The 26,715-nt window shown below is 37.0% G+C and carries 30 protein-coding genes and 1 riboswitch; of the genes, 18 read left to right on the forward strand and 12 right to left on the reverse strand.

Annotated features, from left to right (window positions below):
* Nucleotides 1-36 precede the first annotated feature (36 nt).
* The 4 genes from HPT25_RS05900 to HPT25_RS05915 all read left to right on the forward strand — a co-directional run bounded on the left by HPT25_RS05900 (nucleotide 37) and on the right by HPT25_RS05915 (nucleotide 3,179).
* Nucleotides 37-312, forward strand: coding sequence for a hypothetical protein (locus tag HPT25_RS05900; RefSeq protein WP_173061315.1), 276 nt, complete (start codon nucleotides 37-39; stop codon nucleotides 310-312).
* Nucleotides 313-836: 524 nt separating this feature from the next.
* On the forward strand, nucleotides 837-1,712 hold the full coding sequence (locus tag HPT25_RS05905; protein WP_173061318.1) for an NAD(P)-dependent oxidoreductase: 876 nt from the start codon (nucleotides 837-839) through the stop codon (nucleotides 1,710-1,712).
* Nucleotides 1,713-2,059: 347 nt separating this feature from the next.
* Entirely contained in the window at nucleotides 2,060-2,398 is a 339-nt protein-coding gene (locus tag HPT25_RS05910) for an ArsR/SmtB family transcription factor (RefSeq protein WP_173061321.1), read from the forward strand.
* A gap of 358 nt (nucleotides 2,399-2,756) precedes the next feature.
* Nucleotides 2,757-3,179 carry an ArsI/CadI family heavy metal resistance metalloenzyme gene (locus HPT25_RS05915; protein ID WP_173061324.1) on the forward strand — a complete coding sequence of 141 codons (423 nt, stop codon included), beginning with the start codon at nucleotides 2,757-2,759 and terminating at the stop codon, nucleotides 3,177-3,179.
* Nucleotides 3,180-3,244: 65 nt separating this feature from the next.
* Here HPT25_RS05915 and arsC read toward each other — a convergent pair whose 3' ends face one another.
* Genes arsC through HPT25_RS05930 form a run of 3 tightly spaced genes read right to left on the reverse strand, consistent with a single transcriptional unit; the run spans nucleotide 3,245 to nucleotide 4,661 of the window.
* A complete protein-coding gene (gene arsC / locus HPT25_RS05920) occupies nucleotides 3,245-3,664 on the reverse strand; it encodes an arsenate reductase (thioredoxin) (protein ID WP_173061327.1) in 420 nt (139 codons plus the stop codon).
* 16 nt (nucleotides 3,665-3,680) lie between these two features.
* The gene (locus HPT25_RS05925) at nucleotides 3,681-4,319 is read right to left on the reverse strand and encodes an aquaporin (protein ID WP_173061330.1); all 639 of its coding nucleotides are present in this window, start codon (nucleotides 4,317-4,319) and stop codon (nucleotides 3,681-3,683) included.
* Nucleotides 4,320-4,328: 9 nt separating this feature from the next.
* Entirely contained in the window at nucleotides 4,329-4,661 is a 333-nt protein-coding gene (locus HPT25_RS05930) for an ArsR/SmtB family transcription factor (protein WP_173061333.1), read from the reverse strand.
* A 325-nt stretch (nucleotides 4,662-4,986) separates the two neighbouring features.
* Between HPT25_RS05930 and HPT25_RS05935 the strand changes: the two genes are divergently transcribed.
* On the forward strand, nucleotides 4,987-5,958 hold the full coding sequence (locus tag HPT25_RS05935; protein ID WP_173061336.1) for an FTR1 family iron permease: 972 nt from the start codon (nucleotides 4,987-4,989) through the stop codon (nucleotides 5,956-5,958).
* A 124-nt stretch (nucleotides 5,959-6,082) separates the two neighbouring features.
* Here HPT25_RS05935 and HPT25_RS05940 read toward each other — a convergent pair whose 3' ends face one another.
* The 3 genes from HPT25_RS05940 to HPT25_RS05950 form a co-directional block, all read right to left on the reverse strand.
* Nucleotides 6,083-6,244 carry a hypothetical protein gene (locus tag HPT25_RS05940; RefSeq protein ID WP_173061340.1) on the reverse strand — a complete coding sequence of 54 codons (162 nt, stop codon included), beginning with the start codon at nucleotides 6,242-6,244 and terminating at the stop codon, nucleotides 6,083-6,085.
* Nucleotides 6,245-7,100: 856 nt separating this feature from the next.
* On the reverse strand, nucleotides 7,101-9,464 hold the full coding sequence (locus HPT25_RS05945; protein WP_173061343.1) for an EAL domain-containing protein: 2,364 nt from the start codon (nucleotides 9,462-9,464) through the stop codon (nucleotides 7,101-7,103).
* Nucleotides 9,465-9,635: 171 nt separating this feature from the next.
* Nucleotides 9,636-9,776, reverse strand: a complete 141-nt coding sequence (locus HPT25_RS05950) for an anti-repressor SinI family protein (protein ID WP_173061346.1) — start codon at nucleotides 9,774-9,776, stop codon at nucleotides 9,636-9,638.
* A 628-nt stretch (nucleotides 9,777-10,404) separates the two neighbouring features.
* A riboswitch (ZMP/ZTP riboswitch) is annotated at nucleotides 10,405-10,484 on the forward strand.
* 66 nt (nucleotides 10,485-10,550) lie between these two features.
* Here HPT25_RS05950 and HPT25_RS05955 point away from each other — a divergent pair.
* Nucleotides 10,551-11,447: an NAD(P)-dependent oxidoreductase gene (locus tag HPT25_RS05955; protein ID WP_173061349.1), complete on the forward strand. Its 897-nt coding sequence runs from the start codon at nucleotides 10,551-10,553 to the stop codon at nucleotides 11,445-11,447.
* A gap of 198 nt (nucleotides 11,448-11,645) precedes the next feature.
* Nucleotides 11,646-12,530, forward strand: a complete 885-nt coding sequence (locus HPT25_RS05960; protein ID WP_173061352.1) for a PhzF family protein — start codon at nucleotides 11,646-11,648, stop codon at nucleotides 12,528-12,530.
* 90 nt (nucleotides 12,531-12,620) lie between these two features.
* Here HPT25_RS05960 and HPT25_RS05965 read toward each other — a convergent pair whose 3' ends face one another.
* Nucleotides 12,621-12,911 carry an AbrB/MazE/SpoVT family DNA-binding domain-containing protein gene (locus tag HPT25_RS05965; protein ID WP_173061355.1) on the reverse strand — a complete coding sequence of 97 codons (291 nt, stop codon included), beginning with the start codon at nucleotides 12,909-12,911 and terminating at the stop codon, nucleotides 12,621-12,623.
* A 314-nt stretch (nucleotides 12,912-13,225) separates the two neighbouring features.
* Here HPT25_RS05965 and hbs point away from each other — a divergent pair, with 314 nt between their 5' ends.
* The 4 genes from hbs (at nucleotide 13,226) to HPT25_RS05985 (ending at nucleotide 15,020) form a co-directional block, all read left to right on the forward strand.
* Nucleotides 13,226-13,504: a non-specific DNA-binding protein Hbs gene (hbs, locus tag HPT25_RS05970; protein ID WP_173061358.1), complete on the forward strand. Its 279-nt coding sequence runs from the start codon at nucleotides 13,226-13,228 to the stop codon at nucleotides 13,502-13,504.
* A gap of 186 nt (nucleotides 13,505-13,690) precedes the next feature.
* Entirely contained in the window at nucleotides 13,691-14,128 is a 438-nt protein-coding gene (locus HPT25_RS05975; protein WP_173061361.1) for an SRPBCC family protein, read from the forward strand.
* Entirely contained in the window at nucleotides 14,121-14,573 is a 453-nt protein-coding gene (locus HPT25_RS05980; protein ID WP_173061364.1) for an EVE domain-containing protein, read from the forward strand. The genes HPT25_RS05975 and HPT25_RS05980 overlap by 8 nt, the downstream gene beginning before the upstream one ends.
* Nucleotides 14,574-14,576: 3 nt before the next feature.
* Nucleotides 14,577-15,020, forward strand: coding sequence for a MarR family winged helix-turn-helix transcriptional regulator (locus HPT25_RS05985; RefSeq protein WP_173061366.1), 444 nt, complete (start codon nucleotides 14,577-14,579; stop codon nucleotides 15,018-15,020).
* A gap of 343 nt (nucleotides 15,021-15,363) precedes the next feature.
* On the opposite strand, the gene HPT25_RS05990 is transcribed toward HPT25_RS05985, so the two are convergent.
* Both HPT25_RS05990 and HPT25_RS05995 read right to left on the reverse strand, forming a co-directional pair.
* Nucleotides 15,364-16,227, reverse strand: coding sequence for a MerR family transcriptional regulator (locus HPT25_RS05990; RefSeq protein ID WP_173061369.1), 864 nt, complete (start codon nucleotides 16,225-16,227; stop codon nucleotides 15,364-15,366).
* Nucleotides 16,228-16,276: 49 nt separating this feature from the next.
* Nucleotides 16,277-16,732: a GNAT family N-acetyltransferase gene (locus HPT25_RS05995; RefSeq protein WP_173061373.1), complete on the reverse strand. Its 456-nt coding sequence runs from the start codon at nucleotides 16,730-16,732 to the stop codon at nucleotides 16,277-16,279.
* A 169-nt stretch (nucleotides 16,733-16,901) separates the two neighbouring features.
* Here HPT25_RS05995 and HPT25_RS06000 point away from each other — a divergent pair, with 169 nt between their 5' ends.
* From HPT25_RS06000 to HPT25_RS06010, 3 genes are all read left to right on the forward strand, one after another.
* Nucleotides 16,902-17,243 (forward strand): VOC family protein, encoded by a 342-nt coding sequence (locus HPT25_RS06000; RefSeq protein WP_173061376.1) that lies wholly within the window; start codon nucleotides 16,902-16,904, stop codon nucleotides 17,241-17,243.
* A gap of 178 nt (nucleotides 17,244-17,421) precedes the next feature.
* Entirely contained in the window at nucleotides 17,422-18,114 is a 693-nt protein-coding gene (locus tag HPT25_RS06005; protein WP_173061379.1) for a DUF899 domain-containing protein, read from the forward strand.
* Between the two features lie 217 nt (nucleotides 18,115-18,331).
* Nucleotides 18,332-19,105: a class I SAM-dependent methyltransferase gene (locus HPT25_RS06010; protein ID WP_173061382.1), complete on the forward strand. Its 774-nt coding sequence runs from the start codon at nucleotides 18,332-18,334 to the stop codon at nucleotides 19,103-19,105.
* A gap of 155 nt (nucleotides 19,106-19,260) precedes the next feature.
* On the opposite strand, the gene HPT25_RS06015 is transcribed toward HPT25_RS06010, so the two are convergent.
* The gene (locus HPT25_RS06015) at nucleotides 19,261-19,428 is read right to left on the reverse strand and encodes a hypothetical protein (RefSeq protein ID WP_173061385.1); all 168 of its coding nucleotides are present in this window, start codon (nucleotides 19,426-19,428) and stop codon (nucleotides 19,261-19,263) included.
* 226 nt (nucleotides 19,429-19,654) lie between these two features.
* Between HPT25_RS06015 and HPT25_RS06020 the strand changes: the two genes are divergently transcribed.
* Both HPT25_RS06020 and HPT25_RS06025 read left to right on the forward strand, forming a co-directional pair.
* Nucleotides 19,655-20,653, forward strand: coding sequence for a DUF3231 family protein (locus tag HPT25_RS06020; RefSeq protein ID WP_173061388.1), 999 nt, complete (start codon nucleotides 19,655-19,657; stop codon nucleotides 20,651-20,653).
* A 352-nt stretch (nucleotides 20,654-21,005) separates the two neighbouring features.
* Nucleotides 21,006-21,527, forward strand: coding sequence for a DoxX family protein (locus tag HPT25_RS06025; protein WP_173061391.1), 522 nt, complete (start codon nucleotides 21,006-21,008; stop codon nucleotides 21,525-21,527).
* Between the two features lie 338 nt (nucleotides 21,528-21,865).
* Here HPT25_RS06025 and HPT25_RS06030 read toward each other — a convergent pair whose 3' ends face one another.
* Nucleotides 21,866-23,125 carry a benzoate/H(+) symporter BenE family transporter gene (locus HPT25_RS06030; RefSeq protein WP_173061394.1) on the reverse strand — a complete coding sequence of 420 codons (1,260 nt, stop codon included), beginning with the start codon at nucleotides 23,123-23,125 and terminating at the stop codon, nucleotides 21,866-21,868.
* A gap of 675 nt (nucleotides 23,126-23,800) precedes the next feature.
* On the opposite strand from HPT25_RS06030, the gene HPT25_RS29330 reads away from it, so the two are divergent.
* Nucleotides 23,801-24,136, forward strand: a complete 336-nt coding sequence (locus HPT25_RS29330) for a winged helix-turn-helix domain-containing protein (protein WP_376767972.1) — start codon at nucleotides 23,801-23,803, stop codon at nucleotides 24,134-24,136.
* 228 nt (nucleotides 24,137-24,364) lie between these two features.
* Here HPT25_RS29330 and HPT25_RS06040 read toward each other — a convergent pair whose 3' ends face one another.
* Nucleotides 24,365-25,588 (reverse strand): MFS transporter, encoded by a 1,224-nt coding sequence (locus HPT25_RS06040; RefSeq protein ID WP_173061400.1) that lies wholly within the window; start codon nucleotides 25,586-25,588, stop codon nucleotides 24,365-24,367.
* 200 nt (nucleotides 25,589-25,788) lie between these two features.
* Between HPT25_RS06040 and HPT25_RS06045 the strand changes: the two genes are divergently transcribed.
* A complete protein-coding gene (locus HPT25_RS06045; RefSeq protein ID WP_173061403.1) occupies nucleotides 25,789-26,667 on the forward strand; it encodes a LysR family transcriptional regulator in 879 nt (292 codons plus the stop codon).
* The last annotated feature ends 48 nt before the right edge of the window (nucleotides 26,668-26,715 follow it).

Raw genomic sequence — 26,715 nt, forward strand, 5'->3', positions numbered from 1 at the left:
CAACCGAGATTTATACAGAAAAAGGAGTGCTGAACGATGTCACAATTTAAAGCTTCATTAGCTACATTAGGATTAAAAATCAATAATCTCTTAGGAATAAACCATAAAACGTTTGATCTTACCTCCGAACAATTCGACATATTTAAAAAGGTTTACATAAAGCATTTGCAATCGATGAGACCCGAGGAAAGAAGAAAGCGGGCTATCGAATACATTGATAGTATTATTTGGGACTCTAAAGAAGCTTGTTTAAAGGTTTACTATGATGGTGGAGAATGTTGGCATTATACAAAAGCTGGGGAATGGTACTAAACTTACTCCTCATTCAAATTTCAAAATGGGCATGACTTTCATTGAAGGAACGCCTTCGATTGCTGAACACGGAAAATAGGAAAAAGTTACAAGAATGCAACCTCTGTAATTTAACTAAAAGTTATTCAGAAATATCCTAGATAGTATAAATTTCGTTGGACAGCATAAAATAAATTTTGCACAAAAGATTGGAAATATATCAGTGAATGAGATTATTTAGCCCAAGACTTCCGGCCAGGAATGACTGACAACTTTGCTTCCAACAAATCATTGTAGCGAATTCAAAACAGGAAAGCAGCGAAAGAGATGGCAGAAGGGATGCCAAACCCAATGATTAACGGTCACTAAGACTGGATTGACGGACTTGCTAAGGCCGCAGCACGACATAAACGTTCCTAACAACTTCATAAACATCTTACTTCTAGCCGAAATGAGATTTAAATAGACCGCCACTCCATAGCAGATGGCGGTCTATCATCTTTTTTGTATTTTAAAAACCAATTTTAACAGGAGGAAATGAAATCATGCATACATTAGGATGGATTGGATTAGGTCATATGGGAACACCTATGGCGAAGAATCTTTTACAAGCAGGCTACAAAGTGAACGTATATAATCGCTCCCCAGAAAAAACAACCTCTTTAGTAGAATCTGGCGCCATTAAACTGTATTCCCCAAAAGAAGTAGTAGAACAATCCGATATTATTTTTATTATGTTATCTAACTCTAATGCTGTAAAAGATGTATTATCCCAAGAAAATGGGGTATTACATACTATTCATCCAGGCAAGGTCATAGTAGACATGAGTACCATTTCACCAGAAGATTCAGTGTCATTTGCGAAGCTGGTATCTGAAAGAGGCGGCATATACTTAGATGCGCCCGTTTCTGGTTCAGTAGGAGCAGCAATAGCAAGCCAATTAGTTATCCTTGTAGGTGGAGAAGAGAAAGCTATCGATATTTGTCAGCCCTACTTTAATTTATTAGGTAAAGCAACGATTCACTTTGGTACAAATGGCAAAGGCTGCTCTGCAAAATTAGCCATTAATTTGTTACTTGGCATTATTGGACAGGGTATTGGAGAGACATTATTATTAGCAGAGAAATCAGGATTAGATAAAGAAAAAGTATTGGAGATGATTTCACTTTCTGGAATGAATACACCTCTATTCCAAGGAAAAAAAGATATGTATCGTAAAGAGGAATTCCCTTCTGCATTTATGCTTGAACTAATGGCAAAAGATTTAGGACTAGTAAAAGCCGAGGCAGATCGCCTAGAAACCAAATTACCACTTGCTGAAGCAGCGAATGCTACTTATCGTTCTGCAAATGGAAATGGAAAAGCTAAGCTAGATATGGCCGCAGTTTATTTAGAGCTAAAGGATCAAAATAATTTGTAGTATGTAGAGCATCCTTTTGGATGCTCTTTATACTGTCGTCGAAATCACAATTGTACGTGTTTTTATTATTTTTTTGCTTTTGAAGTTACTCTTCTTTACAATCTTACCCTTATCTTTAACATAAATGACCAATCCGTAATAAACAGCTATTCCGCATAATCTGACCCCTAGATAAATAAAGAGCACAATCCTTACTACAGAGCATTTTTAATAAAAGAAGAATTATTGAGGCATTTTTTAATAAAAATATTTATCAATTATTTTTGATGAATTAATTGACACAAGAAAATATTGGATATATGATAAATACATCAATATTTCTTGATGAAGGGAAAGAAGGTGAGAAAATGATAGAGGAGACGGAATTAAACATTGAGTTACAAGACATATCATTGGATCAAATGTTTGAAAAATATGAACTAAAGTTTAAAGCTCTTGCCGATAAAAAAAGGCTGCAGATTTTAAACGTTCTAACGAAAAATGGCTCCATGTGTGTCTGCGACTTATCTCCTATAATTGATATGGCACAATCAAAATTGTCTTATCATTTAAAAATATTATTAGACGCAAACCTGATAAAAAAGGATACCAAGGGAACTTGGAGTTATTACGAGTTGAATCAGGACGAACTAGATCATTTATTATCACATGAACTTTGCTGCCTCTTCAAACCGACGCGCTGCTAAATTTTTTTCTTTGTTAAATCAATTTTATTTGATTAATATATCAATATAATTTGATTAAGGGGGATGAACAATGCTTTTTAACGAGTATAGCATGCACCAGCAACTAAAACTGCGCCAACAGGAAATAGAAATAATATCCCGAAATGCATGGAAATTTGAGGATCTAAATAAGGAGTCTTTCTTTCAAAAACTAGCCAGTAAATGGGCTAACCACCAGAACTCTAAGACGGTGCCGCAACAAAATTGTAATTGCAATTGCCAATGTTAAGTAAAGGGGTGAGTATTTAAGAAAACATATAAATCATCATCACTTTTTTACCCAATATATCAAAATAAATTGATTTAGGGAGGAAATAAAATGAAGTATGCCCATATTGGTCTAAATGTTACAAACTTAGAGGAATCTATCAAGTTTTATTCTAAACTCTTTGGTGTCAAACCAGTAAAAGTAAAGTCGGATTATGCAAAGTACCTGCTCGAAGCACCAGGATTAAACTTCACCCTTAATCTCCACGATGAAGTAAGTGGAAACCAAGTTGGACATTTTGGAATTCAAGTTGAAAGTACAGAAGAGCTTGCCGCACATAAGAATAGATTAGCTGAAAACGGTATTATATCCCAACACGACGAAATGAATACTACCTGCTGTTACGCCCTTCAGGATAAATTCTGGGTTCATGACCCGGATGAGAATGAGTGGGAGTTTTTCTATACTAAAGCAGATGTGGAAGAAAACAGTGTATATACATCTGCTTGTTGCGTTAATTCTCAACAGCAATAACTGCTGTTCTTAAAAATTATATAAAAGGGTCTCGCAGTGAGACCCTTTGTTGTACTCTTTCTTCATTATTTTCCTGTCTCAGCAAATTGTTTAATCCGGTCGCCGATTTCATCTCGGACACGTTGGAAGAATGCCCACTTTTCTTCTTCAGTTCCTTCTGCCTTTGCTGGATCATCGAAACCCCAATGAACTTTTTTTACATGAGGAGGAGTCACAGGGCAATGATCGGCAGCATGGCCACATAGTGTGACGACTAAATTGGCATTATTTAAAATTTCTCGGTCAATGACATCGGATGTTTGATTGGAAATGTCAATACCTGTTTCCTTCATAGCTTTTACGGCATTCGGGTTTAGTCCATGTGCTTCAATTCCGGCGCTTCGCACTTCCCACTCATCACTCAAGTACTTTTTCGCCCATCCTTCTGCCATTTGGCTGCGGCAAGAGTTTCCTGTACAAAGAAAATAAATGGTTTTTTTAGACATAGTGGTTTCTCCTTTATTATTCATGTAGTAGTTTGTAGATGATGGCTGCACAACCTGCTCCTAAAACTGTCGCTAGCATATACACCCATAAATAGTGAGTATTACCTGATACTAGTGCTGGTCCAATGGATCTTGCAGGATTCATAGATGCACCACAGATTGGTCCTGCAAACATAGCTTCTAAGCCAACTGTTGCCCCGATCGCAATACCTGCAAATTCCTTTATCGCTTTACCATGAACGGCCGAACCGAATATGACGATCATTAAGAAGAAGGTCAGAATAAATTCCAAAACAAAAGTTTGTTCCCACGATCCTCTTGGTATGGTAGCCCCAAGTGATGCCACGTTGCCAAATAAGGACATCAATGTGGCACTAGCAGCTATTCCTGCCAGAATCTGAATCAAAATATAGAAAAGTGCTTCCCTCTTCTTTATATCTCCATGGATGAAAAAACCGATCGTAACAGCCGGATTAAAGTGTGCGCCTGAAAGGTGACCAAACGTAAAAATAAGTGACATGACAACAAGTCCGAATGTAAGGGCAATACCTACATGCGTTAGACTTTTCGTCAGTTGATCAATAACAATAGCGCCTGTCCCGGCAAATACAAGAAAATAAGTCCCTAAAAATTCACTGATTAACTTCTTTTTCATTTTATCCTCTTAACAACCACAGCTTGTTTCAATCTGGTTAATTTTTTCTGTTTGCTCCGGCACATGGGACAAAATATCTTCGACCAGTCCCAATAAGTCACTATTGGAGTTCAAAGAATAATAAACCCACTGTCCTTTTCTTTCTTCTATTACAATTCCGGCATCCTTTAATTTTCTTAAGTGCTGGCTGATGGACGGCTGGCTCATATCAAACACTTCTTGAAATTCACAAACGCAGCACTCCCTCTGTTTTAGCATAGCGATCATGGTCAGCCGTGTTTTGTCTCCTAATAACTTTAAGCCATTAGCAGCCCGTTCCAACTCGATTGCTGAATTCGACATGTATTAGTATCCTCCATACACATTAATATATAACTATTTGCTTATATAACGTATACCACGATGATCTTATTTACAAGCTATACTTTGTAAAATGTTTGTAAACCCCTTTCCTTGTTTCGGGCAATTCCTTCTTTTATGGAAGAATATTAGATTCTAAGGCGGCCCGGTTCGTATCACGGACATTCGGTTCTGTTTGAACAACAACACTCTTGCTGAAAATGCCAAAAATAGGTTGACTTAAAAACACTATAACGATAGAATAAAACTAATCTAATTGATAAAGATTATCATTATCACTACATACATGAGGAGGAGAGTACATTTAATGGCTAGTAAACTTTTTAATTTAAAGAACTTGCTCATTACTGTTTCATTAGCAGTTGTGATTGGTGTTATTATATGGCAAGGGATTTATTATCACGGTAATCCTGATCCTACCGCAAAGAATATAACACCAGGTGCTGCCATCATTAATACTTCTATTCTGGTCTTTCGTGAAGGCTTAGAAGCCATTTTGGTATTATCGGCCATTATTTCTGGCTTAGTTAAGAAAAAACAGGATAATTATTGGAAGCCAATCTCAGCTGGAGCAGGTGTATCCTTTTTAGCCACTGTTGTAACATGGTTTATTGTTGTGGCCATTATCTCTTCTGTTAATGCCTCGCAATTGAATATTCAAGCATTTACTGGTGTTTTAGCAGTCATTGTGCTTTTAATTATTATGAACTGGTTCTTTCACAAAATTTACTGGACGGGGTGGATCAACCTACATAATCGGAAGAAACAAGAACTAACAAGCAGTAAGGGTGAAGATTTAAAAAGCGGTGCATTTTGGTCCCTTTTCATTCTTGGTCTTACATCGGTTTATCGGGAGGGTTTCGAAGTTGTACTATTTCTTCAAAATTTACGCTTAAAAGTTGGTTCCGATATCATTCTTCAAGGAGTATTGATTGGGTTAGGGTTAACCGTGATTGTCGGAGTTCTTACCTTCATGGCCCAACACCGGCTGCCACATAAAAAAATGTTGGTATTTACGGGGGCTTTACTAGTAGTGGTTCTCGCTGTCATGGTGGGTGAAACTGTTCAAGAAATGCAACTTGCAGGCTGGATCAGTACTACCAACCTCAATATCAATATTCCCAATTGGGCAGGCGTCTGGTTCTGTATTTTCCCAACCGTAGAGACATTATCATTCCAAGCTTTAGCTGTCTTCTATGTATTAGGTTCTTATTTCGCAGCCCGTTATCTAACAAAGAAAAAAGCAATAAAACAAAAGATGATTCCAAAAGTTTCCTAAATAAAATGGTAGTCAGGAGAAATTCTCCTGACTATTTTCTTATTGTCTCACGCAAAGTTTAAAAATAGAGAACTAGTTATTGCGAATACTAATACGTGCCAACCTCATGTGTCACTAAACGTCTTTAGTAAAGACTGTTTTTCGCCAAGATGGTTGTTTTTTTAAAAAATTGGATAACTCCTTTATTCGGACTGCTTCTCCTTTTATATCCAACAAATCTGTCCTTATGTACACCGGATTCGGACTCCTTCACTTTTATCTCCATCATATCTGTTCGAATAAGCACCGGATTCGGACTCCTTCTCCTCTATCTCCATCATATCTGTTCGAATAAGCACTGGATTCGGACTCCTTCTCCTTTTTCTCCATCCTATCTGGCCGAATAAGCACCCGATTCGGACTCCTTCTCCTCTATCTCCATCCTATCTGTTCGAATAAGCACTGGATTCGGACTCCTTCTCCTTTTTCTCCATCATATGTGTCCGAATAAGCACCCGATTCGGACTCCTTCTCCTCTATCTCCATCCTATCTGGCCGAATAAGCACCGGATTCGGACTCCTTCTCCTTTTTCTCCATCCTATCTGGACGAATAAGCACCCGATTCGGACTCCTTCTCCTTTTTCTCCATCCTATCTGGACGAATAAGCACCCGATTCGGACTCCTTCTCCTCTATCTCCATCCTATCTGTTCGAATAAGCACTGGATTCGGACTCCTTCTCCTTTTTCTCCATCATATGTGTCCGAATAAGCACCCGATTCGGACTCCTTCTCCTCTATCTCCATCCTATCTGGCCGAATAAGCACCCGATTCGGACTCCTTCTCCTCTATCTCCATCCTATCTGGCCGAATAAGCACCCGATTCGGACTCCTTCTCCTTTTTCTCCATCATATCTGGCCGAATAACCACCCGATTCGGACTCCTTCTCCTCTATCTCCATCATATCTGGCCGAATAAGCACCGGATCCTGGCATGCGTCTTTGAATTAACACAGCAGGACAAATGGCAACAAAGTTAACGAAATGAGCCTTAGAAAAAATACAACCGATTCCTTAATTAGGGAAATCGGTTGTTTTAATAATAAGGGCCTTTTAACTTTTGTTTATCATTAATGGTTTAAAATTTCATGTGCCCCATCATTTTATTTACTTTTTACAAAAGGAAGTACACCATGCTCTGATGAGATTAGATGTTTCTCCAAATGGTCCTTATTTAACGGTTTACTAACATAATATCCTTGCGTTTTGTCACATTTATACTTAGAAAGGGTATTTAATTGCTCTTTTGTTTCTACACCTTCTGCAATTGTAGCAATGTTTAGAGACTTGCATAGGTCTATAATGGTTTTTACTGTTACACTTTCGATACCTGTTTTAAGATTGTCAATTAATGATTTATCTAATTTTACAAAGTCTAATGGGAATTTTTCTATATAATGTAATGACGTATACCCTTTTCCAAAATCATCTATGGCAATTTTTACGCCCAGTTCCTTCAGTTGTGTAAGTGTAATTATTGTATCGTCAAAGTTTTCTAATGGAACACTTTCTGTTACCTCAAGTACTAAATATTGTGGCGATAATCCGGTTCCGTTCAAAATTGTTTTTACCATGTCTATAAATGATTTCTGCTGCAGCTGTCTTCTAGAAACATTAACAGACATCGTAATGGGAGAATATCCACTAGATTGCCACTTCATGTTTTGTTCACAAGCCGTTCGTAAAACCCACTCACCTATTTCGTTAATAAACCCATTTGATTCTGCAATCGGAATAAATTCATTAGGTGAGACCATTCCCAGTGTAGGATGATTCCAACGAATTAATGCTTCTGCTCCTAGTATCTTACCGGTCTTAACGTTAATTTGCGGCTGGTATACAAGAGTGAACTCGTTATTAACCAACGCTTGATGTAGATCATTTTCTAAAATCCGATTCTCTAAACGGTTTGAAAATATATTAAAATTATTTTTTCCATTATTTTTCACAGAATACATGGCGATATCTGCATGTTTAATCAGCAATCCAGGCTCTTCGCCATGATCTGGATAAACACTCATGCCAATGGATGCTGTCACATGTAAAGAATCTTTATTGATCGTAAATGGTTTGGATAGGTTCTCTAGAATGTTCGAGATAATGGCTTCTATTTCCGCTTTTTCACACTCTAATAAAATGGTATATTCATCTCCGCCTAACCGAGAAACTAAGGTTCCCATGGGAACACTTTCGTTTAATTGATTTGCAACATGTTGCAGCAGCAAATCCCCATAATCATGACCATAGGTATCATTTACGTATTTAAAGCAATCTAAGTCAATAAACAGCACATAAAACTTCATTTTATTTTGTTTAGACCGTTTAATCTTTCGTTCCAGCTTTTCATAAAATAAGTTTCGATTAGCTAAATGTGTTAATGGATCGAAGTAGGCCTGCTGTTTAATGACATCTTCATAATTTTCCATAGAGGACATCATCAAATTAAATTCATGAATGAGATCGTCTAATTCATCTTTCCCTTTCCATGCCACTCTCTTCGAAAAGTCTTTATTATCAATGATTTCTTTTATGTTTTGCATCAAGAAACTTATTCTAGAAATGACGGACTTATTCAAGAAGGTGACAATAAAAATTACCATTAGGAGAAACAGGGCACTTACGTATAAATAAAAATAGATGATACTCGTTTCACCCGAATGGTAGATCGTTCTTTCAGAGGTGACATGAAGAACAAAAGCCGGGTTGCCATATATATCAGGAAGCAACACGTACCCTGAAATTTTATTGTTATTGTCAATATGGACCCATTTAGAAGACCCATCTTTTTTTCCTACGTCTAAAGGAATTAGATCTTTTTTATAGTGATCGATTTCAAGAAAACTTTGCGTTTTCCTTGAAAGCAGGGCAATCTCTGATTTTGATAACAGTCTTCCAGCTATCATCGTACCGCGGATCGGACCTTGATAGTTACTCGTCACAATCGGTTCGGAAACAACAAGCATCGGACCTTCATGAAGAGAGATGATTCCTGTTTTGACACTGGTTGGATTGGAGTGTTGAAGTAACCATGAATTCTCAGATGAAATATGAGGTAAGAAATCCTGATAAATGGGAACCTGCTTATTTTTATTTAAGTCAAATGAACGTCCATACATGACTTGACCTTTTTTATTGATGATCGCAATTAAATTGAAATGATTGGAGGTATAAGTAGAGTCTACATAACTGCTTTGAATATACGGATCATCTTCAATATGTTCAAGAGTTTGTTTTTGTACAAATGAATAGGTGTCATCCCAAGGCGCATAGTTTGCAAGATCATCAGCTAATTCATTTTTTGTATTATTAAGGTTAAATACCACCGTATTTAATTGTTTATTCATCGCTTCTTTTTCAACGTTATTAAAAGTATTTAGAATTACAAACTTAACGATTATGTAAAAGGCTGCGGCGGACAGGACTGTTAGAATACTCATAAAGATGAGGATTTTTTGATTTATTTTCATGCTGCTTTACTCCTATTCTTTCATATAAAACTATTTCTCACCTAGAAAAAGAAAAGCTGCTATTTTCAATAACACTCTTTTTTACACAAAGCGATTAACTCGTAAGCATTCGGCCCGTTTTGATCGGAAAATGAATAGTATTTTTTGTCATTTAAATTCCACTGCGTCTAATTAAACACCGGCTAAAAACTTCTCATGGTTATATATAAATTCCCTTATTTCATCAATTGTTAGCCCTAATGCTCTTGCTTCCAAGATTAAGCCTAACCATTCTTGATCTATTTCATTTTTATCTATTATCGATGTTTCCATTTATATCTAATCATCCTTCATCATGTTATAGAATTTATTTGTAAAGTACTTTTAAATGTTTGTTAGTCAAGCAAGGACTATATTACTATATACATTTTGTATGATAAACAGATTTATTTCCCGTGGTTTCGACATGATCTTACAAAATTAATAAATGTAAATGTTAACAAATGAAATGTTTGTCGAATCGTTCTTTAAAACGCACATTATTACAGTTTTTTTTCTCCAACCCTGATTCACTAAATTACAAAGCAAAAGAACTAAACTTCGCCCGACGATTTGTTCGTTATAACAAAATAGACATTGTGTAAAAAAGTCGAAAAGAAATTGTCAGTTCACGATCATTTCTCTTCGACATTTTACATCAGTTAATCATTTCCCAAGACAGTAGGTCTATATTCCTAATTGTTGACGAAAAACTCTTAACCTAATAAATATTCAGACGATAACACATGCTACAAAAGTAATATAAAGAGAAATATTCATTGTTTGATATAAAAGTTAGTCTTAGATTTAATAATTGTTAAGTTGTAAGGAATGGGGTTTAATGTGTTATTAAGAACTATTGGATGAATAATTCATCAAAATATTGCATTTTTTGGTAAAATGATTTACTATTCTATTAATTTCTGCTGTACGTAACTGGCGTAGCGTGGATTACCACGAGGAAGCGTATAGTTCAAATAGCCGTACGCCTGGGCAAAAGTATTGGATTGTAAATAACAATCGAATACTTTTTTGTTTTTAGTATGATAAAAAGAGAGGAAGAGAAATATGCTGACTGCACAAAATTCAACCATAGGATTTATAGGTACAGGTGTTATGGGAAAAAGTATGGCAACTCATCTGTTACACGCAGGATATACAGTCTTAGTTTATAATCGCACTCGCACCCGTACGAAAGAGCTACTAGAAAATGGCGCGATTTGGAAAGATACTGTAGCTGAAATTGCTAGCGAGGCTCATATTATTATTACAATGGTTGGATACCCTCAAGATGTCGAAGAAATTTACTTAGGGGAAAAAGGGATTTTAAACCATGCTAAAGCGGGTACATATGTAATCGATATGACGACATCAAGTCCGATTTTAGCTCGTCAGATTTTTGAAGTAGCTTGTGGGAAAGGTATTCATGCATTAGATGCACCTGTTTCAGGTGGAGACATTGGAGCTAAAAAAGGAACTTTAGCCATAATGGTTGGGGGAGAAAAACAAGATTTTGACACCATCATGCCTGTATTAGAGCTAATGGGCACCAATATTGTCTATCAAGGCACGGCTGGAGCAGGACAACATACAAAAATGTGTAATCAGATTGCCATTGCTTCGAATATGATCGGAGTTTGTGAAGCAATGGTATATGCGAAGCAAGCAGGTTTGGATCCAAAAACTGTACTAAAAAGTATTGAAACAGGAGCAGCAGGAAGCTGGTCCCTTAGTAACCTAGCTCCACGAATGATTAATGGAGATTTTGAACCAGGATTTTATATTAAGCATTTTATCAAGGATATGAGAATTGCCCTTGAATCAGCAGAGAAAATGGGTTTAGCTACACCAGGATTACAATTAGCCAAATCTTTATATGATCAACTTGCTGAAAAAGGGGCAGAAAACAACGGCACACAAGCGTTATACAAACTATTAGATCAACAAACTTTGCAAACCATATGATGAATAAAACTCACCCCTCGGTGAGTTTTTGTTTTTTTTAATATGTATATTAGCTTGGTTTGGATATTCTCTTATCTTACCATTTAGCCTTAAATATTAAGTTAATGGAAGAAAATCGGAAATTTCCCACTTAACGAGAAATAATAAAAATGGTATGTTATATAAAATTTCACAAATCTTTCGAATAGGGAGAGAACGATGAGCAAAATAAATTATTCTATTGTTGATGTTTTTTCACAAGGAAAATATACCGGAAATCAACTAGCTGTTTTTAAAAATGCTGGAAACATCTCAGATCGTGAAATGCAACAAATAGCAAAGGAAATTCATTTTTCTGAGACTACTTTTATCTTATCTGACAAAGAATCAGCTGGAGGTTACGACGTTCGTATCTTTACACCTAACGAAGAAGTTCCTTTTGCTGGCCACCCAACTTTAGGGACAGCCTATATCATTCAAAACGAAATTTTAAACGAACCAACTGATAAGCTTTTATTAAATTTTAAAGGGGGGCAGATTCCCGTTTCGTTCGATCGTCAAGAAGAAATAATATGGATGAAACAAAACAAGCCAACTTTTGGTCAAATAGTAGATAGTAATAAAGTTTCGGAGGTTTTAAATATAGGGAAAGAATCCATAGATGATCAATTTCCTATCCAAGAGGTTTCAACTGGTCTTCCGGTGATTATAGTACCTTTAAAATCTTTAGAAGCTGTTAAAAAAGTAAGAGTAAATAAAGAAAAATACTACGAGTTAATTGAGAATACGGATGCAAAAGCGATTATGGTTTTTTCTCCCGAAACATATGATTCTACAAATGATTTAAATGTTCGAGACTTTGCCGATTATTTTGGTGTTCCTGAAGACGCAGCAACAGGAAGTTCGAATGGATGTTTAGCTTCCTATTTAATTAAATATAGGTATTTTGAAAAAAGTGAAATAAGCATTCGTGTAGAACAAGGATATGAAATAAAAAGACCATCCTTATTGTTTTTAAAAGCCCATGAAAATAACGGAGAAATCACTGTACATGTAGGGGGACAAGTAGACAAAGTGGCTCAGGGAGAATGGTTTCTCTCCTAACTATACGTTTGAGTTCAAGGATCGCACTTTTTGGTTTTAAAAAATACCTACTTTCTTTCCATGAAAGTAGGTATTTTTTTAATGGTTTTATCATTTCGGAACTTTGTTTAGGAAGTGGGCTTCAATCTCTTTAACTAGCATTTCTGCACCTTCCGGACTCAGTACCAACTTACCTCCAGCAAGAGCTTTATTTTCTTTGGTTATTTCACCTGTTAAAGCACAAGCCAATTCCGCATTATTTTTTCTGAGAATGATCTGATCCTCATCAATAAAAACTTCTACCTGGTCCTTCTCTCTGATACTTAATGTTTTTCTTAACTCGATTGGAATCACAAACCTTCCTAATTCGTCGAGCTTACGGACAAATCCTGTACTTTTCATTTTACCTCCTATTTTTCATAGATTTATAAGATATTTATCTTATTTTACGACAAAAACAGATTGAGGAAAATGACAATTTTGGAACATTTAGGTAAAATTTGTGTTTTTTCTACTTTTTTATGTTATCAGGATCAGACCATCCAGCCAACTTCTAAGAAATTATTTTTAAAAAATACTCCTTACCAACCAAAAATCAGGCTATAATAATACAAAGAAGACTATAACTATTGACTAGAACAGATGTTTTCGGTATTATAAAACTCTTCAGATTATATTCCTAGAATTAGCGGAAAATAAAGGAGCGTACATAACGAATGAATAAAACAGAATTAATTAACGCAGTAGCAGAAGCTAGTGAGCTAACAAAGAAAGATGCTGGAAAAGCAGTTGATGCAGTATTTGAAGCAATTACGAATGCTTTAGCAAATGGTGATAAAGTACAATTGATCGGCTTTGGTAATTTCGAAGTTCGCGAAAGAGCTGCAAGAAAAGGAAGAAACCCACAAACGGGTGAAGAAATTGAAATTGCCGCTTCAAAAGTTCCTGCATTTTCAGCAGGAAAAGTATTAAAAGACGCCGTTAAAAATTCTTAAGACATTTTCTAAAGTTTAAAATGAGCTTTATGGCTCCTTTTAAATCCAAAAACAGCCTTTAGGGCTGTTTTTTTTTATTTCCTTTTAACCCCATATACATATTAATTAATATTGACACATATAATATTTGCACATATAATATTTATATATACAATGTTAAAAAATACCAATATGAGGTGAATGATTATGTGGAAATTTGAACACACCATTACAACAACTGCAAAAGTGGAGACTATTTGGAAACTGTACAGTGATATTACGACTTGGACTGAATGGGATAAAGGCGTAGTCCACGCTTCTTTGGAAGGGGCTTTTACTCAAGGAACAAAAGGAATTCTGCAGCCGGCGGGACAAGAACCGCTCCACTTTGAATTAACAGACGTTCAACCTTTTCGTCGTTTTTCGGATGTAACGGATATTCCTGCATTAGGAATTCAAGTTTGCTTTACACACCTTTTGTCAGAATCTCAAGAAGGAACAAGGATTTCTCATAAAGTGCAAATCATTGGCCCTAATGCAGATCAAGTTGGGCCAAAGTTTGGTGCCCATATGGTTGACGGTATTCCACAAACCATGGAGAGCTTGGCTTCTCTTGCTTTAGATAAGGAACGTCATTATGCTTAATGAAATCGAAATGAAGCATTGCAGGTACTGGATTGGTGTCGTTTCAGCTTCTCATGTAAAAAAAGGGGTGGCGGGTGGTTTCGCCCAACTTTGCCATGGTAAGTCTGCCCCACTCAAACGAATGAATCCCGGGGATTGGCTGATCTATTACTCCCCTCGTACGGATATGTTGAATGGAGAGCCGCTGCAAGCATTTACTGCCATCGGCCAGGTCAAGGATGATAGAGTGTACGAATACCAAATGTCTGAATCCTTCATCCCTTTCCGTCGTAACATCCATTACACAGAATGCAAGGAAATCCAAATAGCAAACCTTTTGGATCAACTTAGTTTTACACGCGGGAAAAGGAATTGGGGCTACCCCTTTCGGCTGGGGCATTTTGAAATCCCATGGCAAGACTTTATGATCATTAAGGATGCCATGTTAACAACACAGGAGGAATAGCAAATGAGCTCGAAATTTAACACGGCTGAAGAAAGCCCTGGATTTATGCTATGGCAAGTGACGAATATTTGGCAAAGAGCCATGCGGACCGCTTTGGAACCCTTCCAATTAACTCATCCGCAATTCGTGCTTCTCTTTTCATGTAAATGGCTAAATGAACAAAATAACAATAGTGGTATAACTCAAGTTCAATTAGCAGGGCACGCCCAAATGGACGTTAATGTTACATCTCAGGTCTTGAGGACGCTGGAGAAGAAAGGATATATCCTCCGTAGCCCTCACCCAACAGATTCTAGGGCCAATGTTATTTCGGTAACCGACTCTGGGGATATGTTAGCATCACAAGCGGTCGGAGCAGTTGAGGCAGCGGATCGAGACTTTTTTTCGGGCCTGGGCGATGATATTCAACATTTAAATAGATATTTGAAACAACTGAGCAAATCGTAACATTTCCAATAAACTAATTGGGGATTGAGGATTGATCGTGGGTCATGCAGTTGGTCGGGCCAGATTCCTTATGAAAGGAATTTGGCTTTAATCATGTGGTACTCGATATAGGGTCAAACGAAAAGCATATTGGGTTAAGACAAGTGGTCGCTTTTGTTTTTTAGGGGTGAGGGACTTTTTGTTGGCTCAGATAGCTTGGACCGGCCTTCATTGAGGGGATGAAAGACATTTCGTTGGCTCCGTTAGCTTGAGGCGGCCTTCATACGGGGGATGAAGGACTTTTTGTTGGCTCCGTTAGCTTGGAATGGCCTTCATACGGGGGATGAAGGCCATTTTGTTGACTTCAGTAGCTTGAGTTGGCCTTCCTGTCCATTCCCCGCTCCCCCTCCTTATACCTTACCGGTATTTGTATTTCAGTCAGATAATCTTCTTTATTTTTGGAGATATAATGGTCAATAATAGTTCTTTCAATAGCGTCTCCGATTATTTGCATGCCATGTTCATGAATATAATTCAATAAGATTCTATAATACTTAGGAGAATCCTGATGATTTCCCCTATAATAAATACAAGCATACAGTCCTTCCAGTAATGTTTCTTTTAATTCATTTGAAAGACGGTCTTCCTCCATTAAAATAAATATAGAGTTATACTCATGAAACTTTCCATTCATTATGTGATCCATACTGACTGTAAGCCCGACTCCGCCAATAAAGATAGAAGAACTCATATTGTACGAATTCTCTAATTTCCGCAAAGAAATTTCCAACTCCGGCTCTGAGCTGATTCTTTCCATTAACCTGATGATTTTCCTCTCCTGAAAATTTTTAATAACTACCATTTCAAATTCTGTTATTCCCCGTGCAAAATGAATGTCATCCATTCGATTTTGGAATCTGCGATTAATCTGTTCCAATTCTTTTATTTTCAGTTCAGTCAGTTCTTTTTGCTTTTTCAGCATTTCCAAAAAACCGTCAATATCTCTATGCTCTAAGTGATCTCTTATTTCTTTCAAACAAAAGCCTAGTTCCTTTAAATAATGAATCGTGTTAAGCTGTTCAAATTGTTCTGTTGAATAGTATCTGTATCCGTTCTTTTGATCAATTTCAATCGGCTCCAATAACCCTATTTCATCGTAATATCTCAGCGTTTTGATCGTCGTATGATGGAGCTTTGCCATTTCCCCAATCGAAAATTTATTCTTCATGTTGATTGCCTCTATTCATCCTATTTATTAATTCATCCTCCTATTTAAACTATGATTTTGTTGTCATAATGATCGATCGTGGAAAAAAACCAAATTTCTGATAGAATGCAACTGCCTCATTCCCATAAACGACAGTTAGCTCTATTTCATTTATATCTTTTTCCTTAAACCATTTCATTGCATGATGCATTAATTCCTTCCCCAACCCATTCCCCCGATACGTTTCATCGACAAATAGAACGTCTACTTTACCAATCAACTTCTTACAATGAGTGATACAAAATGCTATTATGTTATTGGTTTGTGCCTCCATTAATAATTCAATCCTGTATTCACCATCCTTTGAATTATTTTTATATTCCTCTATTCGTTCCTCAAATGTGATTCTCGGATAACTTCCAGAAAAATATTTCGATTTATGGTTATGGTATTCATGTAATTGATCTAAAGGCTTGCGTAACATTTCTATTTCATCAAGAGTTATTAACTTTGAGGAAATTTTCAAAGACATCCTCTCCCTTTTGCTCCGAACTTTCTTACAACATTCTCCCTCCGGATTAAATTCACCTGCCCGTTAGCAGAAAAAAGGCTGCCTCCTGGGGCTCAAGAAAACAATGTCATATAAAACTGGAAAAATACATACTCTTATATCGTTAAAGGAGGCTGGAAAATTTATGAAACTAAATCATCTCAATCTTACGGTAACAGATGTTCATGCGGCTAGGGAGTTCTTGGAGCGTTACTTTGACCTAAAAACAAAGCATACCCGCGGTGATTCATTCGCTTTACTGCTTGACGCTGATGGGTTAATGCTATCCCTTATGAAAAGTCGGGAAGTCAACTACCCCAAGACCTTTCATATTGGTTTTACCCAACAAAGTGAGGAAGAAGTAAATAAAATTTATCAGCGTTTGATCGATGATGGGTTTGATGTTAATCCGCCTCAAAGATCACACGGATGGACCTTTTATATTAAAGCTCCGGGAGGATTTACTGTTGAGGTCCTATCCTCTTGACTTGGGATTTTAAATCCTCAGGGCAAAGCTGCTGCACTAGCTTTGCCTTGAGGGTTTTTTTACATTCAAAGATTTATATATCCCCCAACCATCTACTGAATACGGAAATAGAGTCAACAGCATACAAGATTCCATATTGGAAAGAATATTTGGGAAAGCAAGATAATGAGGTGTTCATATGGAGCATAAAGTTCTGCCAAGAAATGAATGGATAGAAGCGCGTAAAGTGTTGCTACAGAAAGAAAAGGAATTCACCAAGTTGCGTGATGAGCTTACGCAGCAGAGAAGGGATCTGCCTTGGGAAGCAGTGAAGAAGACTTACACATTTGATGGTCCCAACGGTACTTTGTTATTAGCCGACTTATTTGCTGGTAGAAGTCAACTAATTGTGTACCATTTCATGTTCAACCCCAGTTGGGATCAAGGCTGCAAGCATTGTTCTTTTTGGGCAGATCACTACAGCGGGATGATTCCGCACTTACACCACAGGGATGTTACTTTTGTCTGTATTTCTCGTGCACCCTTAGAGAGGCTTGACGCATTCAAAAAACGAATGGGTTGGACGTTCCCTTGGTATTCATCAGGAAATACGGATTTTAATTATGATTTCCAAGCGTCTTTCACCGATGAAGAGGTAGAGAATAAAGAAGCATTTTATAACTATACCATGCAGAATCCTATGAGCACTGATAGAGAAGGTGTGAGCGTTTTCTATAAAAACGAGGAAGGAAATATATTTCACACATACTCTACCTACGCTCGTGGCATCGACATGATGAATATCACCTATCAGTTTCTCGATTTGGTACCGAAAGGTCGACAAGACGACCGCGGATTACGGCATCAGGATCAATACATACCAAAAATATAAAAAAAGCGGGGAGTTCCTCGCTTTTTCTTTTGGCTTGGTTAAAAATAGTTTTTCCAGAGAAAGCGAAAAAAGTCCTCTCTGCCACCTTTACTTCTTTCGTAATAACAGTTCGTTATTAATTATCATCTTTTTTGTTAATTTCTATTTTTGAATCTATTTATTATAATTTCATTAACAAATATATACATATTTTCAATAGAACAGGGAGGAATTAGATATGAAATCATTTCAAACAACAAAGGACATCTGGGATGCGAATTTATATGATCATAAGCATTCTTTTGTTTCAAAATACGGGAATAGTTTGGTTGAACTACTAAATCCACAACAAGGGGAGAAAATCCTTGATCTTGGTTGCGGAACTGGAGATTTAGCTAATGCCTTATATGAACATGGGGCAAAAATTGTAGGGGTAGACAAATCCCAAAACATGGTGGAGCAAGCCATTAGTAAATTCCCACATATAGAGTTTATGGTTCAGGATGCCACCAACTTAGACTATGATCACGAATTTGATGCCGTGTTCTCTAACGCAACCCTTCATTGGGTTCAGCCTGCAGACAAAGCATTATCTGGTATTTATAAAAGTTTAAAGCAAGGAGGAAGATTTGTTGCTGAATTTGGGGGAAAAGGCAATGTTCAAACCATAATAAATGAAATCATCCAGCAAATCCAGGAAACAGGATTTGAGTTTAACCGATCTCAATTTCCTTGGTATTATCCAAGCATTGCCGAGTATTCTACTTTAATGGAAGAAGCGGGCTTTCGAGTGACTTATGCTCAGCATTATGATAGACCTACCCCATTGGATGGAGAAAATGGATTAAAAAACTGGATTCATATGTTCGGTAAAAACCTGTTCGAAGGTCTGAATGAACATACAACAAATGAAATCATTTCAACCGTTGAACATAATTTAAAAGAAATTCTATACAATGATGGCACTTGGATAGCTGATTATAAAAGAATTCGAGTGATTGGGATTAAATAGTCATCTATAAAAGGAGGAATCAACTGGTTCCTTCTTTTACTCATGAAGCTCACCTAAACAAACTCTTCCCCTAAATCATCCCTACATAATAAAACTCAAATTAACTCTACCTAATCCCATTATCGACAAGCTGGATTCAGTCCTGTAAGAAAAAGTTACTGTCCCTTTTGTTCACGCCTCTTCATTTGATTGTAGACATAGCTTATCATGTTCATTGATTTAATACCCATAATGGCAAGTAAGATTGAATAAATAGTTGTAAGAAATAAACCAGATATCGCAATCCAAAATAATGTTGTGATCTTTGTTTCTTTACTAAACATGAAACGGCCTCCGAATAATATATTATTTATTATCTTAAACCGAATCGTTAAAAATATTCATCTAAAAGAATAAACAGCAAACCTTTTTACTGATCCATTTTTAACATCTAGTATTTCTTTTACCTTAAAAAGAGAGGACACCGCTCCCATTTTATTTAGTATGTGATTAAATCTCCTGTATTTAGGAAAAATAAAGAATACAAAAATAACGGGGAGACATTTATCAATGACTGTGAAAGAAGAACTAACCTCATCTGAAATTGCTAACCTTTGGACTGCGTACATTGATAATAGTGCGATGAGTATTAAGTTAAAATACGTTCTACATATAATGGAAGACACAGAAATTCTTCCAATTGTCCAAAAAACAAACCAGCTTTCTGAAAATAATTTAATACAGTTTAATCAAATTTTTGATAAGGAGAAATATTCTGCTCCAATAGGTTTTACAGATTCTGACGTTCATTTAGCTGCTCCAAGGTTATATTCGGATAGCTTCTTTTTAGTGTTTCTTCAAAATAAGATGGATATGAATCTAAACGCATATTCAATGGGATTGTCGCATTCAACACGTTCTGATATACGGAATTTTTTTCAACAATCTTTAGCTGCTTCTATAGAGATTTTTAAGGAAGCAACAGATTTAATGTTGGAAAAAGGAATTTATGTAAGACCGCCATATATTCCAACGCCTAAAACGGTTGATATGACCGAGAGACAAAATTTTTTGACAGGCTGGTTGGGAAAACGCAGACCTTTAACAGCTATTGAAATTGACCAGTTATTTTTTAATATAAGTCGTAATGCATTAGGCCATGCCTTACTATTGGGCTATAGTCAAGTTGCCAAATTAAAAGAAGTGAGGGAACATATGCGGCGTGGTGCAGACATTGCCAAAAAGCATATTCATCTTTTCAGTTCTATCTTATTGGAAGAAGATATTCCAGCTCCGATGCTTTGGGCCTCAAAAATTGAAGATACTTCCGTTTCACCTTTTTCAGATAAACTTTTAATGTTTGAAGTGACTGGCACAACGCAAGCTGGAGTTGGATATTATGGACGTTCATTAGCTTCTGCGCAACGCCGGGATTTAGGTGCGCAGTATTTGAAAGTGTTAACAGATAGCATTCTTTATGGAGAAGATGGCGGCAATATTACAATCAAAAATGCTTGGTTAGAAGAACCCCCTCAAGCGATCAACTTTAGAAAAAAAGTAAAAGGTTAAACACTCTTTCAAAATTATTATGCCACCCATTACTTGAATAAGAAACAGGATTCCCTCTTATTCAAGTAAAGGCTTATATTATTTTGAGGAGTATTACACAAGAATGCTTTTAGTCATAGTATTTCATCAAGCGATCCACCCTTTTAACTTCATCCTCTGTTTCTAACCATCTAACGATAAAATCACTTCCATTGAATGTGTTTCCCCTTGTTTGAGTTGGTTTCACATATTGTTCAAATCTTTTTGAACGCTATGTGAAATATTGAACAATCTATTCTTAATTCAAGATAACAGAGTTATAATAACACTGTAATCAAGTTAATAAATTAATTATCCAAAAGGGGTCCTTTATATGTTTAACAAATTTTTAAGAGAGAATAAACTAGCTGCCTACATTCTCACCGTCATTCGTTTATATGTTGGATACGAATTTTTGATGGCCGGCTTTGAAAAAATCTCTAGTGGTAAATTCAATGCTGCCGGGTTCTTAACAGGAGCTGTTATGAAACCAGTAATTGGTCCAGATAAAGCGGTTGTGTATCCAACTTATGTTGCTTTCTTAAAACACTTTGCATTACCAAACGCTCATTTATTCAACGTTCTCGTTCCTTATGGTGAGTTCTTAGTTGGATTGGGTTTAATCCTTGGATGCTTGACTACTGCTGCTGCTTTCTTTGGACTTGTGATGAACTTTTCTTATGTGTTAGCTGGTACCGTATCTACTAACCCATTAGACATTTTACTTGGTGTCATCATTCTCACTTCCGGTTACAATGCAGGCCGAATTGGTTTGGACCGATGGGTGATCCCATTTATTCGCAAATTTACTGGAAAAGCTAATCATACAGGTCATGTTGTAAAACATCGTGCTTAACAAAAACACAGGATATAAAATTATAATCCAAAACCACAGGCTCTAGATTATTCCTATAATCAGCACCTGTGGTTTTTTGTACAGAGTATATTTATTCCAAATAAAATGAATTAACCCCTGGCTGCGTCTTCCATGACTTCACCAAGGGCTAATAAAAGATTATGTAATCTCTAAAGATAGTAACAATTTTTTTGTATCTTGTAAATATTAAAAAGATAATAAAGTTTTGTTTTTTTGTTTCACTCATACTAATTAGCAGCAAAAGCACCCGCAATACCCGCTCCAATCATAATAAAGTCTGCATGTGAATAATTCATACGATCTCCCCTCGCATTCAATTAATCATTTACACTAGTAGAAACTGGGCTTTCTATATGTTTCTTTGCAAAAAACCTCCTTACATTGCCAGTCAAGATTAGGTTTGCGATAACACCAGCAATTAACCCCCAAAACGCTGATCCCACTCCGGCGACAGAAAATCCTGAGACAGTTACGAGAAACGTAATTAAAGCACTATCCCTTTGGGTCGTTACGCTTAAAGCTGAAGAAAGGCTTGAACTTAGCGAAGCGAATAAAGCAACACCAGCAATCACCGTAATAAGTTCGTTTGGAAGTGCAGAAAAAACAGAGGTAATTGCCGCTCCGAAAATACCAAATAAAAGATAAAAAGTGCCGCAAGATATCCCTGCTATATATCGCTTATTTAGATTATTGTGAGCCTCCTTTCCAGTACAGATGGCTGCTGTAATAGCTGCCAAAGTAATGCCATGCGAACCGAATGGAGCTGATAGAATGGAAGCAATTCCAGTCGTAGCTACCAGAGGGCTTGCAGGCGTTTTATATCCATCGGCTCTCAGTACTCCAATGCCTGGTGCGTTTTGTGAGGTCATATTGACGATGCATAACGGAATCCCTAAACCCACCAATGCATTTAAAGAAAATGTGGGTGCCGTAAATATTGGTTTAACCAGCGACATATGCACATTCCCAAAGTTTAGATGATGAAAGCCTAAGGCCATCGCTAACCCAACAACTAAAGTAAGAATGACGGCATATCGGGGAAGCCACCGCCTTGCCAATAAAAAACAGATAAACATGGGAATGACCATTAGCGGAGATTGCTTTAACGATACAAAAACATCAACACCAAACTTCAGCAAAATTCCTGCTAGCATAGCAGTAGTGATCGATTGCGGAATTCGATTCATAATCTTCGAGAATAATCCTGTGAATCCCAAAATACTAATCATAACTGCCGATAATAAAAAGGCTCCTATTGAATCAGAAAAAGAATAATGCTCAAAACTAGAAACTAGTAAAACGGCTCCTGGCGTTGAGAAGGCCGTTATAACGGGAGTTTTAAACCAAATACTTAGCAAAATACATGTTAAACCACTGCCAAATGAAACTGCCCATATCCAAGAAGACAATAGCCCGTCACTTAAGTTTGCTACCTTTGCAGCTTGAAGAATGATTAGCAGTGGACCGGCGTAGGATACCATTGTGGCGATCAGTCCAGCAGTTACAGCTGAAATGGATATGTCTTCTTTTAATCTTTTCCATGTATTTACTTGTTGAACTTGTTCTTTTACAACCATATCTCGACTCCTTTTAATTAAAATTTATCATTTCAGTTTTTGTACAAATTATGTACCTATCAATCTCGCAGGCTTAAAACTGCCTACAACCTAATCTTAATCCAATTTTGATGTCGAAAACCTTACATGTTATATAGGTTTGATATCTAATTTTGTCGACAACTTAGTTCCAAATATTGTTACAATTAAAAAAGCTTTTGTAGTAATATACAAAAAGGAATAATATGTAAGATAGTCTTATGCTTTAGAAGGGGGGAAAGTAGACTTTTTGATAAGAGTCTAAAACTGAATTTGTTTGTAGATAAACTTTAGGAACGCTTAAAGACTTTAATAAGTTAATACATTAAAATAAAATTCCAATTAGCCTATCACATCGTGTTAATTGATCCATCATGAACTCTATTTGGAATTAACACTATACTTGGTTAGAAACTTTCTCTTATATCAAAGGGATCCAGACCCTGCAAAATAAAGAAAACCCGCCGACTTGCGAGCACGTTAGAGCGAAGGCAGAAGGTAGTTCGTCGAAAAGCACAGCTTCGCGACATGCTCACGAAGCAGTCCCTAGCGCACTTATGCCTGATAGGAACGTCATACCTTCCAATCAGCTGAAAACATGTAATTCTGCATGGTCTGAAGAAAACCAGAAAGAATAAGAGGTGTATTTATTTGATTTTGCATAAGAATAACCACCTTCCTATAGGTGAGGAATGTTATCTTGATCTAGAATTAGAGGTTCTAGTAAAAGATGAATTTAAAATATCTCTTTCACGCCTTCAATTTCGAATATTATTTTATCTAGCTACTAAGTTAAATCAATGTGTTAAGTATGAGGAACTGATTAACTTTACTTGGGGAAGTGACTCTTTTATTACCAAGCAACAACTCTATGTGTATATAAATAGGATTCGAGAACGCATTGAAGATAATCCCCGCAAGCCAAAATGTCTTTTTTCTGTTCGAGGCGGCGGATATGTTTTGTACCCTCGCAGGAAAGAAAATGCAAAATGAGAAAAGTAGCCTTATCCTTAAGTGAATCCACCACAGGTTCATCTGGAATTTAACATAGAATAAATACCCCTATACATATTTCTGCTATGGCAGAGCAACTGAACGATTTACTTGGATATGAATCTTCAGAATTTCAATGTCAGGGAAATTTGACTAAAGAGAACGAAAGCAGCTGTCCTATTGGATAGCTGCTTTTTAATTTCCTTTATGGGCGGGCACCAGGCACCATCATTCCGCTATACTCTTAGGCACACTAGTCACTTTCTTCGAACTCTGAACAATTTGTGTAACGAAGGCCCAGAGGATAAAACCAATAATGAGAAAACCAAGAATCATGCAGACCACTCCTTCCCACCCGTATGCGGACCAAAACATTCCACCGAGCGTTCCTCCTACACTTGAACCAGTATAGTATAGAAATAGGTATAACGACGAGGCTTGTGCTCTGTTTTTCATAGCACGTTGTCCGACCCAGCTGCTTGCAATCGAATGACTTCCAAAGAATCCGTAGGTAAACAATCCTAGTCCAACTATTTTCACGGGTAAATGAGCATCCAATGTCAAACAAACACCGATGAATGCCAGTAATAAGCAGATGAATAATGTCTTTTGCCTGCCGTGATGGTCTACCCATCTTCCTGTCCAGACAGAGCTGAACATTCCGATTATCATAATTAAGAAGATCCAACTTACGAATGTTTGGCTTAGGGAATAGGGTTTTCCAAGAAGTACATAGGTAATATAATTGAATATCGCCACATTACTCCCTAAAAGCAAAAATCCCATAATAAATAAGCAAACCAGCCCTGGATCTTTCAGATGGTCAATTAATGATTTACCTAACTTCCCTAGTTCTAATTGACGAGCTTTGAAATTTTGTGATGGCGGCAAGCTATTCCAAAAAATAACGGTCGCAGCTAAACTGATGATACCAATTCCTCCAATTGCCATATGCCAGCCAAAGTAATCGCTCACCATTCCTGAGAACACTCTGCCAAACACGGCGCCAATGGAATTGCCACAAATATATAACCCCATTGCCGCCCCCAGGCTCTTGGGTTCTATCTCTTCTCCAAGATACGCCATGGCGATGGAGGGCAATCCTGCCAACGAAATGCCTTCAATCGTTCGTAACCCCAGCAGCAAATGGAAATTAGAACTGAATGCTGTAAGAATACAGAACACTGAAGAAGCCAGCATCGAAATGACCATGATTGGCTTGCGCCCCCATACTTCTGACAAAGAACCAAAAATCAGCATGCTGATGGCAAGAACCAAGGTTGTGATGGAAAGAGACAGGCTTGCTGCAGCAGGGTTAATATGGAATTCTTTTGTGAATTCAGGCATTAAAGGTTGAACACAGTAAAGAATAGCAAATGTATTAAAACCGGCGGCAAAAAAAGCAAAGCTAGTTTTGCGAAATAACGGTGTACCTTGTTGAATGTATCTCATCACACAATCCCCCTGTTCGTGTAACTTCCAACATGTCGCATAACACATCATCCTTTTAAAAAATAGGTTCTGTTTGAGAAACATCCTTGTGCGTTTCTGATTTTTATAGTACCACCAATTATTTATGATGTATAATTCATTATATTAATAATTTTAATGCATTTATGTAATGAATAAGCAAATGGAAAGTGGTGAAATAAATGGAGTGGCAACAGTTTGAATATTTCCAAACTCTGGCAAGAATGCAGCACGTAACCCATGCTGCAGAAGCATTATCCATCTCCCAGTCAGCCCTTAGCAGATCGATTGCCCGTTTTGAGGATGAAATAGGTGTACCTTTATTTGAACGTCAAGGCCGTTCCATACGATTAAATAAGTATGGCCGGCTCTTTTTAAAGCGTGTGGACACTATGATGAAGGAATTCTATGAAGGGAAACAAGAAATGCAAGATTTACTCGATCCAGAGCAGGGAGAAGTGTCGCTTGGATTTCTTCACACTTTAAGTACCAGCCAAATCCCTGATTTACTCGCCTCTTTTCGTTCCTGCTATCCTAAAATCAATTTTCGTCTTGGTCAAGGTCCCTCCCATAATCTGATTGATCAGCTGCAATTAGGAGAATTTGACCTTTGTCTCATTTCTCCTATAGGGATTAAATCACCCATTGTCTGGAGGCAGCTCTGGAATGAAGAGCTTTTCGTTATCGTTCCAAAGAACCATAAATTCGCTAAGCGTAAAAATATTGCCTTACAAGAAATTGCAGATGAGTCTTTTATTCATTTAAAAGAAGGTTTTTCCCTTCGGATCACCATCGACCAATTGTTAAACGAAGCAGGAATTGCTCCAAAGATTACATTTGAAGGCGAAGAAGCGGACACCGTCGCCGCGTTGGTCGCTGCAGGCCTGGGGATCTCCATTCTCCCAAATTTAAAGGGGACGGATCAAAGTAAAATTTTACAAATACCTATCAAAAGTCCCCAGTGCCACCGGACAATTGGCATTGCTTGGGTGGAGGGAAGGTATCTATCCCCTGCCATTGAAAAATTCAAACAATTCATTTTGGATCATTCCTACGAATAATAGGATGGTTTAATATAATTTTAATGAACCATTTGGCATTGATTTGAG

Source organism: Neobacillus endophyticus (assembly GCF_013248975.1).
GTDB lineage: Bacteria > Bacillota > Bacilli > Bacillales > Cytobacillaceae > Neobacillus > Neobacillus endophyticus.

Coding starts and splice junctions, on each gene's coding strand:
- HPT25_RS05950 (WP_173061346.1), bottom strand. CDS start 9,776: ATGGAAACATCGATAATAGATAAAAATGAAATAGATCAAGAATGGTTA.
- HPT25_RS05915 (WP_173061324.1), top strand. CDS start 2,757: ATGAAGTATGCCCATATTGGTCTAAATGTTACAAACTTAGAGGAATCT.
- HPT25_RS05905 (WP_173061318.1), top strand. CDS start 837: ATGCATACATTAGGATGGATTGGATTAGGTCATATGGGAACACCTATG.
- HPT25_RS06015 (WP_173061385.1), bottom strand. CDS start 19,428: ATGTTTAGTAAAGAAACAAAGATCACAACATTATTTTGGATTGCGATA.
- HPT25_RS05935 (WP_173061336.1), top strand. CDS start 4,987: ATGGCTAGTAAACTTTTTAATTTAAAGAACTTGCTCATTACTGTTTCA.
- HPT25_RS05990 (WP_173061369.1), bottom strand. CDS start 16,227: ATGAAGAATAAATTTTCGATTGGGGAAATGGCAAAGCTCCATCATACG.
- HPT25_RS05900 (WP_173061315.1), top strand. CDS start 37: ATGTCACAATTTAAAGCTTCATTAGCTACATTAGGATTAAAAATCAAT.
- HPT25_RS06030 (WP_173061394.1), bottom strand. CDS start 23,125: ATGGTTGTAAAAGAACAAGTTCAACAAGTAAATACATGGAAAAGATTA.
- HPT25_RS05965 (WP_173061355.1), bottom strand. CDS start 12,911: ATGAAAAGTACAGGATTTGTCCGTAAGCTCGACGAATTAGGAAGGTTT.
- HPT25_RS05980 (WP_173061364.1), top strand. CDS start 14,121: ATGCTTAATGAAATCGAAATGAAGCATTGCAGGTACTGGATTGGTGTC.
- HPT25_RS05955 (WP_173061349.1), top strand. CDS start 10,551: ATGCTGACTGCACAAAATTCAACCATAGGATTTATAGGTACAGGTGTT.
- HPT25_RS05985 (WP_173061366.1), top strand. CDS start 14,577: ATGAGCTCGAAATTTAACACGGCTGAAGAAAGCCCTGGATTTATGCTA.
- HPT25_RS06045 (WP_173061403.1), top strand. CDS start 25,789: ATGGAGTGGCAACAGTTTGAATATTTCCAAACTCTGGCAAGAATGCAG.
- HPT25_RS05925 (WP_173061330.1), bottom strand. CDS start 4,319: ATGAAAAAGAAGTTAATCAGTGAATTTTTAGGGACTTATTTTCTTGTA.
- HPT25_RS05930 (WP_173061333.1), bottom strand. CDS start 4,661: ATGTCGAATTCAGCAATCGAGTTGGAACGGGCTGCTAATGGCTTAAAG.
- HPT25_RS06000 (WP_173061376.1), top strand. CDS start 16,902: ATGAAACTAAATCATCTCAATCTTACGGTAACAGATGTTCATGCGGCT.
- HPT25_RS06025 (WP_173061391.1), top strand. CDS start 21,006: ATGTTTAACAAATTTTTAAGAGAGAATAAACTAGCTGCCTACATTCTC.
- arsC (WP_173061327.1), bottom strand. CDS start 3,664: ATGTCTAAAAAAACCATTTATTTTCTTTGTACAGGAAACTCTTGCCGC.
- HPT25_RS06040 (WP_173061400.1), bottom strand. CDS start 25,588: ATGAGATACATTCAACAAGGTACACCGTTATTTCGCAAAACTAGCTTT.
- HPT25_RS06020 (WP_173061388.1), top strand. CDS start 19,655: ATGACTGTGAAAGAAGAACTAACCTCATCTGAAATTGCTAACCTTTGG.
- HPT25_RS06010 (WP_173061382.1), top strand. CDS start 18,332: ATGAAATCATTTCAAACAACAAAGGACATCTGGGATGCGAATTTATAT.
- HPT25_RS05960 (WP_173061352.1), top strand. CDS start 11,646: ATGAGCAAAATAAATTATTCTATTGTTGATGTTTTTTCACAAGGAAAA.
- HPT25_RS05945 (WP_173061343.1), bottom strand. CDS start 9,464: ATGAAAATAAATCAAAAAATCCTCATCTTTATGAGTATTCTAACAGTC.
- HPT25_RS05910 (WP_173061321.1), top strand. CDS start 2,060: ATGATAGAGGAGACGGAATTAAACATTGAGTTACAAGACATATCATTG.
- HPT25_RS06005 (WP_173061379.1), top strand. CDS start 17,422: ATGGAGCATAAAGTTCTGCCAAGAAATGAATGGATAGAAGCGCGTAAA.
- HPT25_RS05975 (WP_173061361.1), top strand. CDS start 13,691: ATGTGGAAATTTGAACACACCATTACAACAACTGCAAAAGTGGAGACT.
- hbs (WP_173061358.1), top strand. CDS start 13,226: ATGAATAAAACAGAATTAATTAACGCAGTAGCAGAAGCTAGTGAGCTA.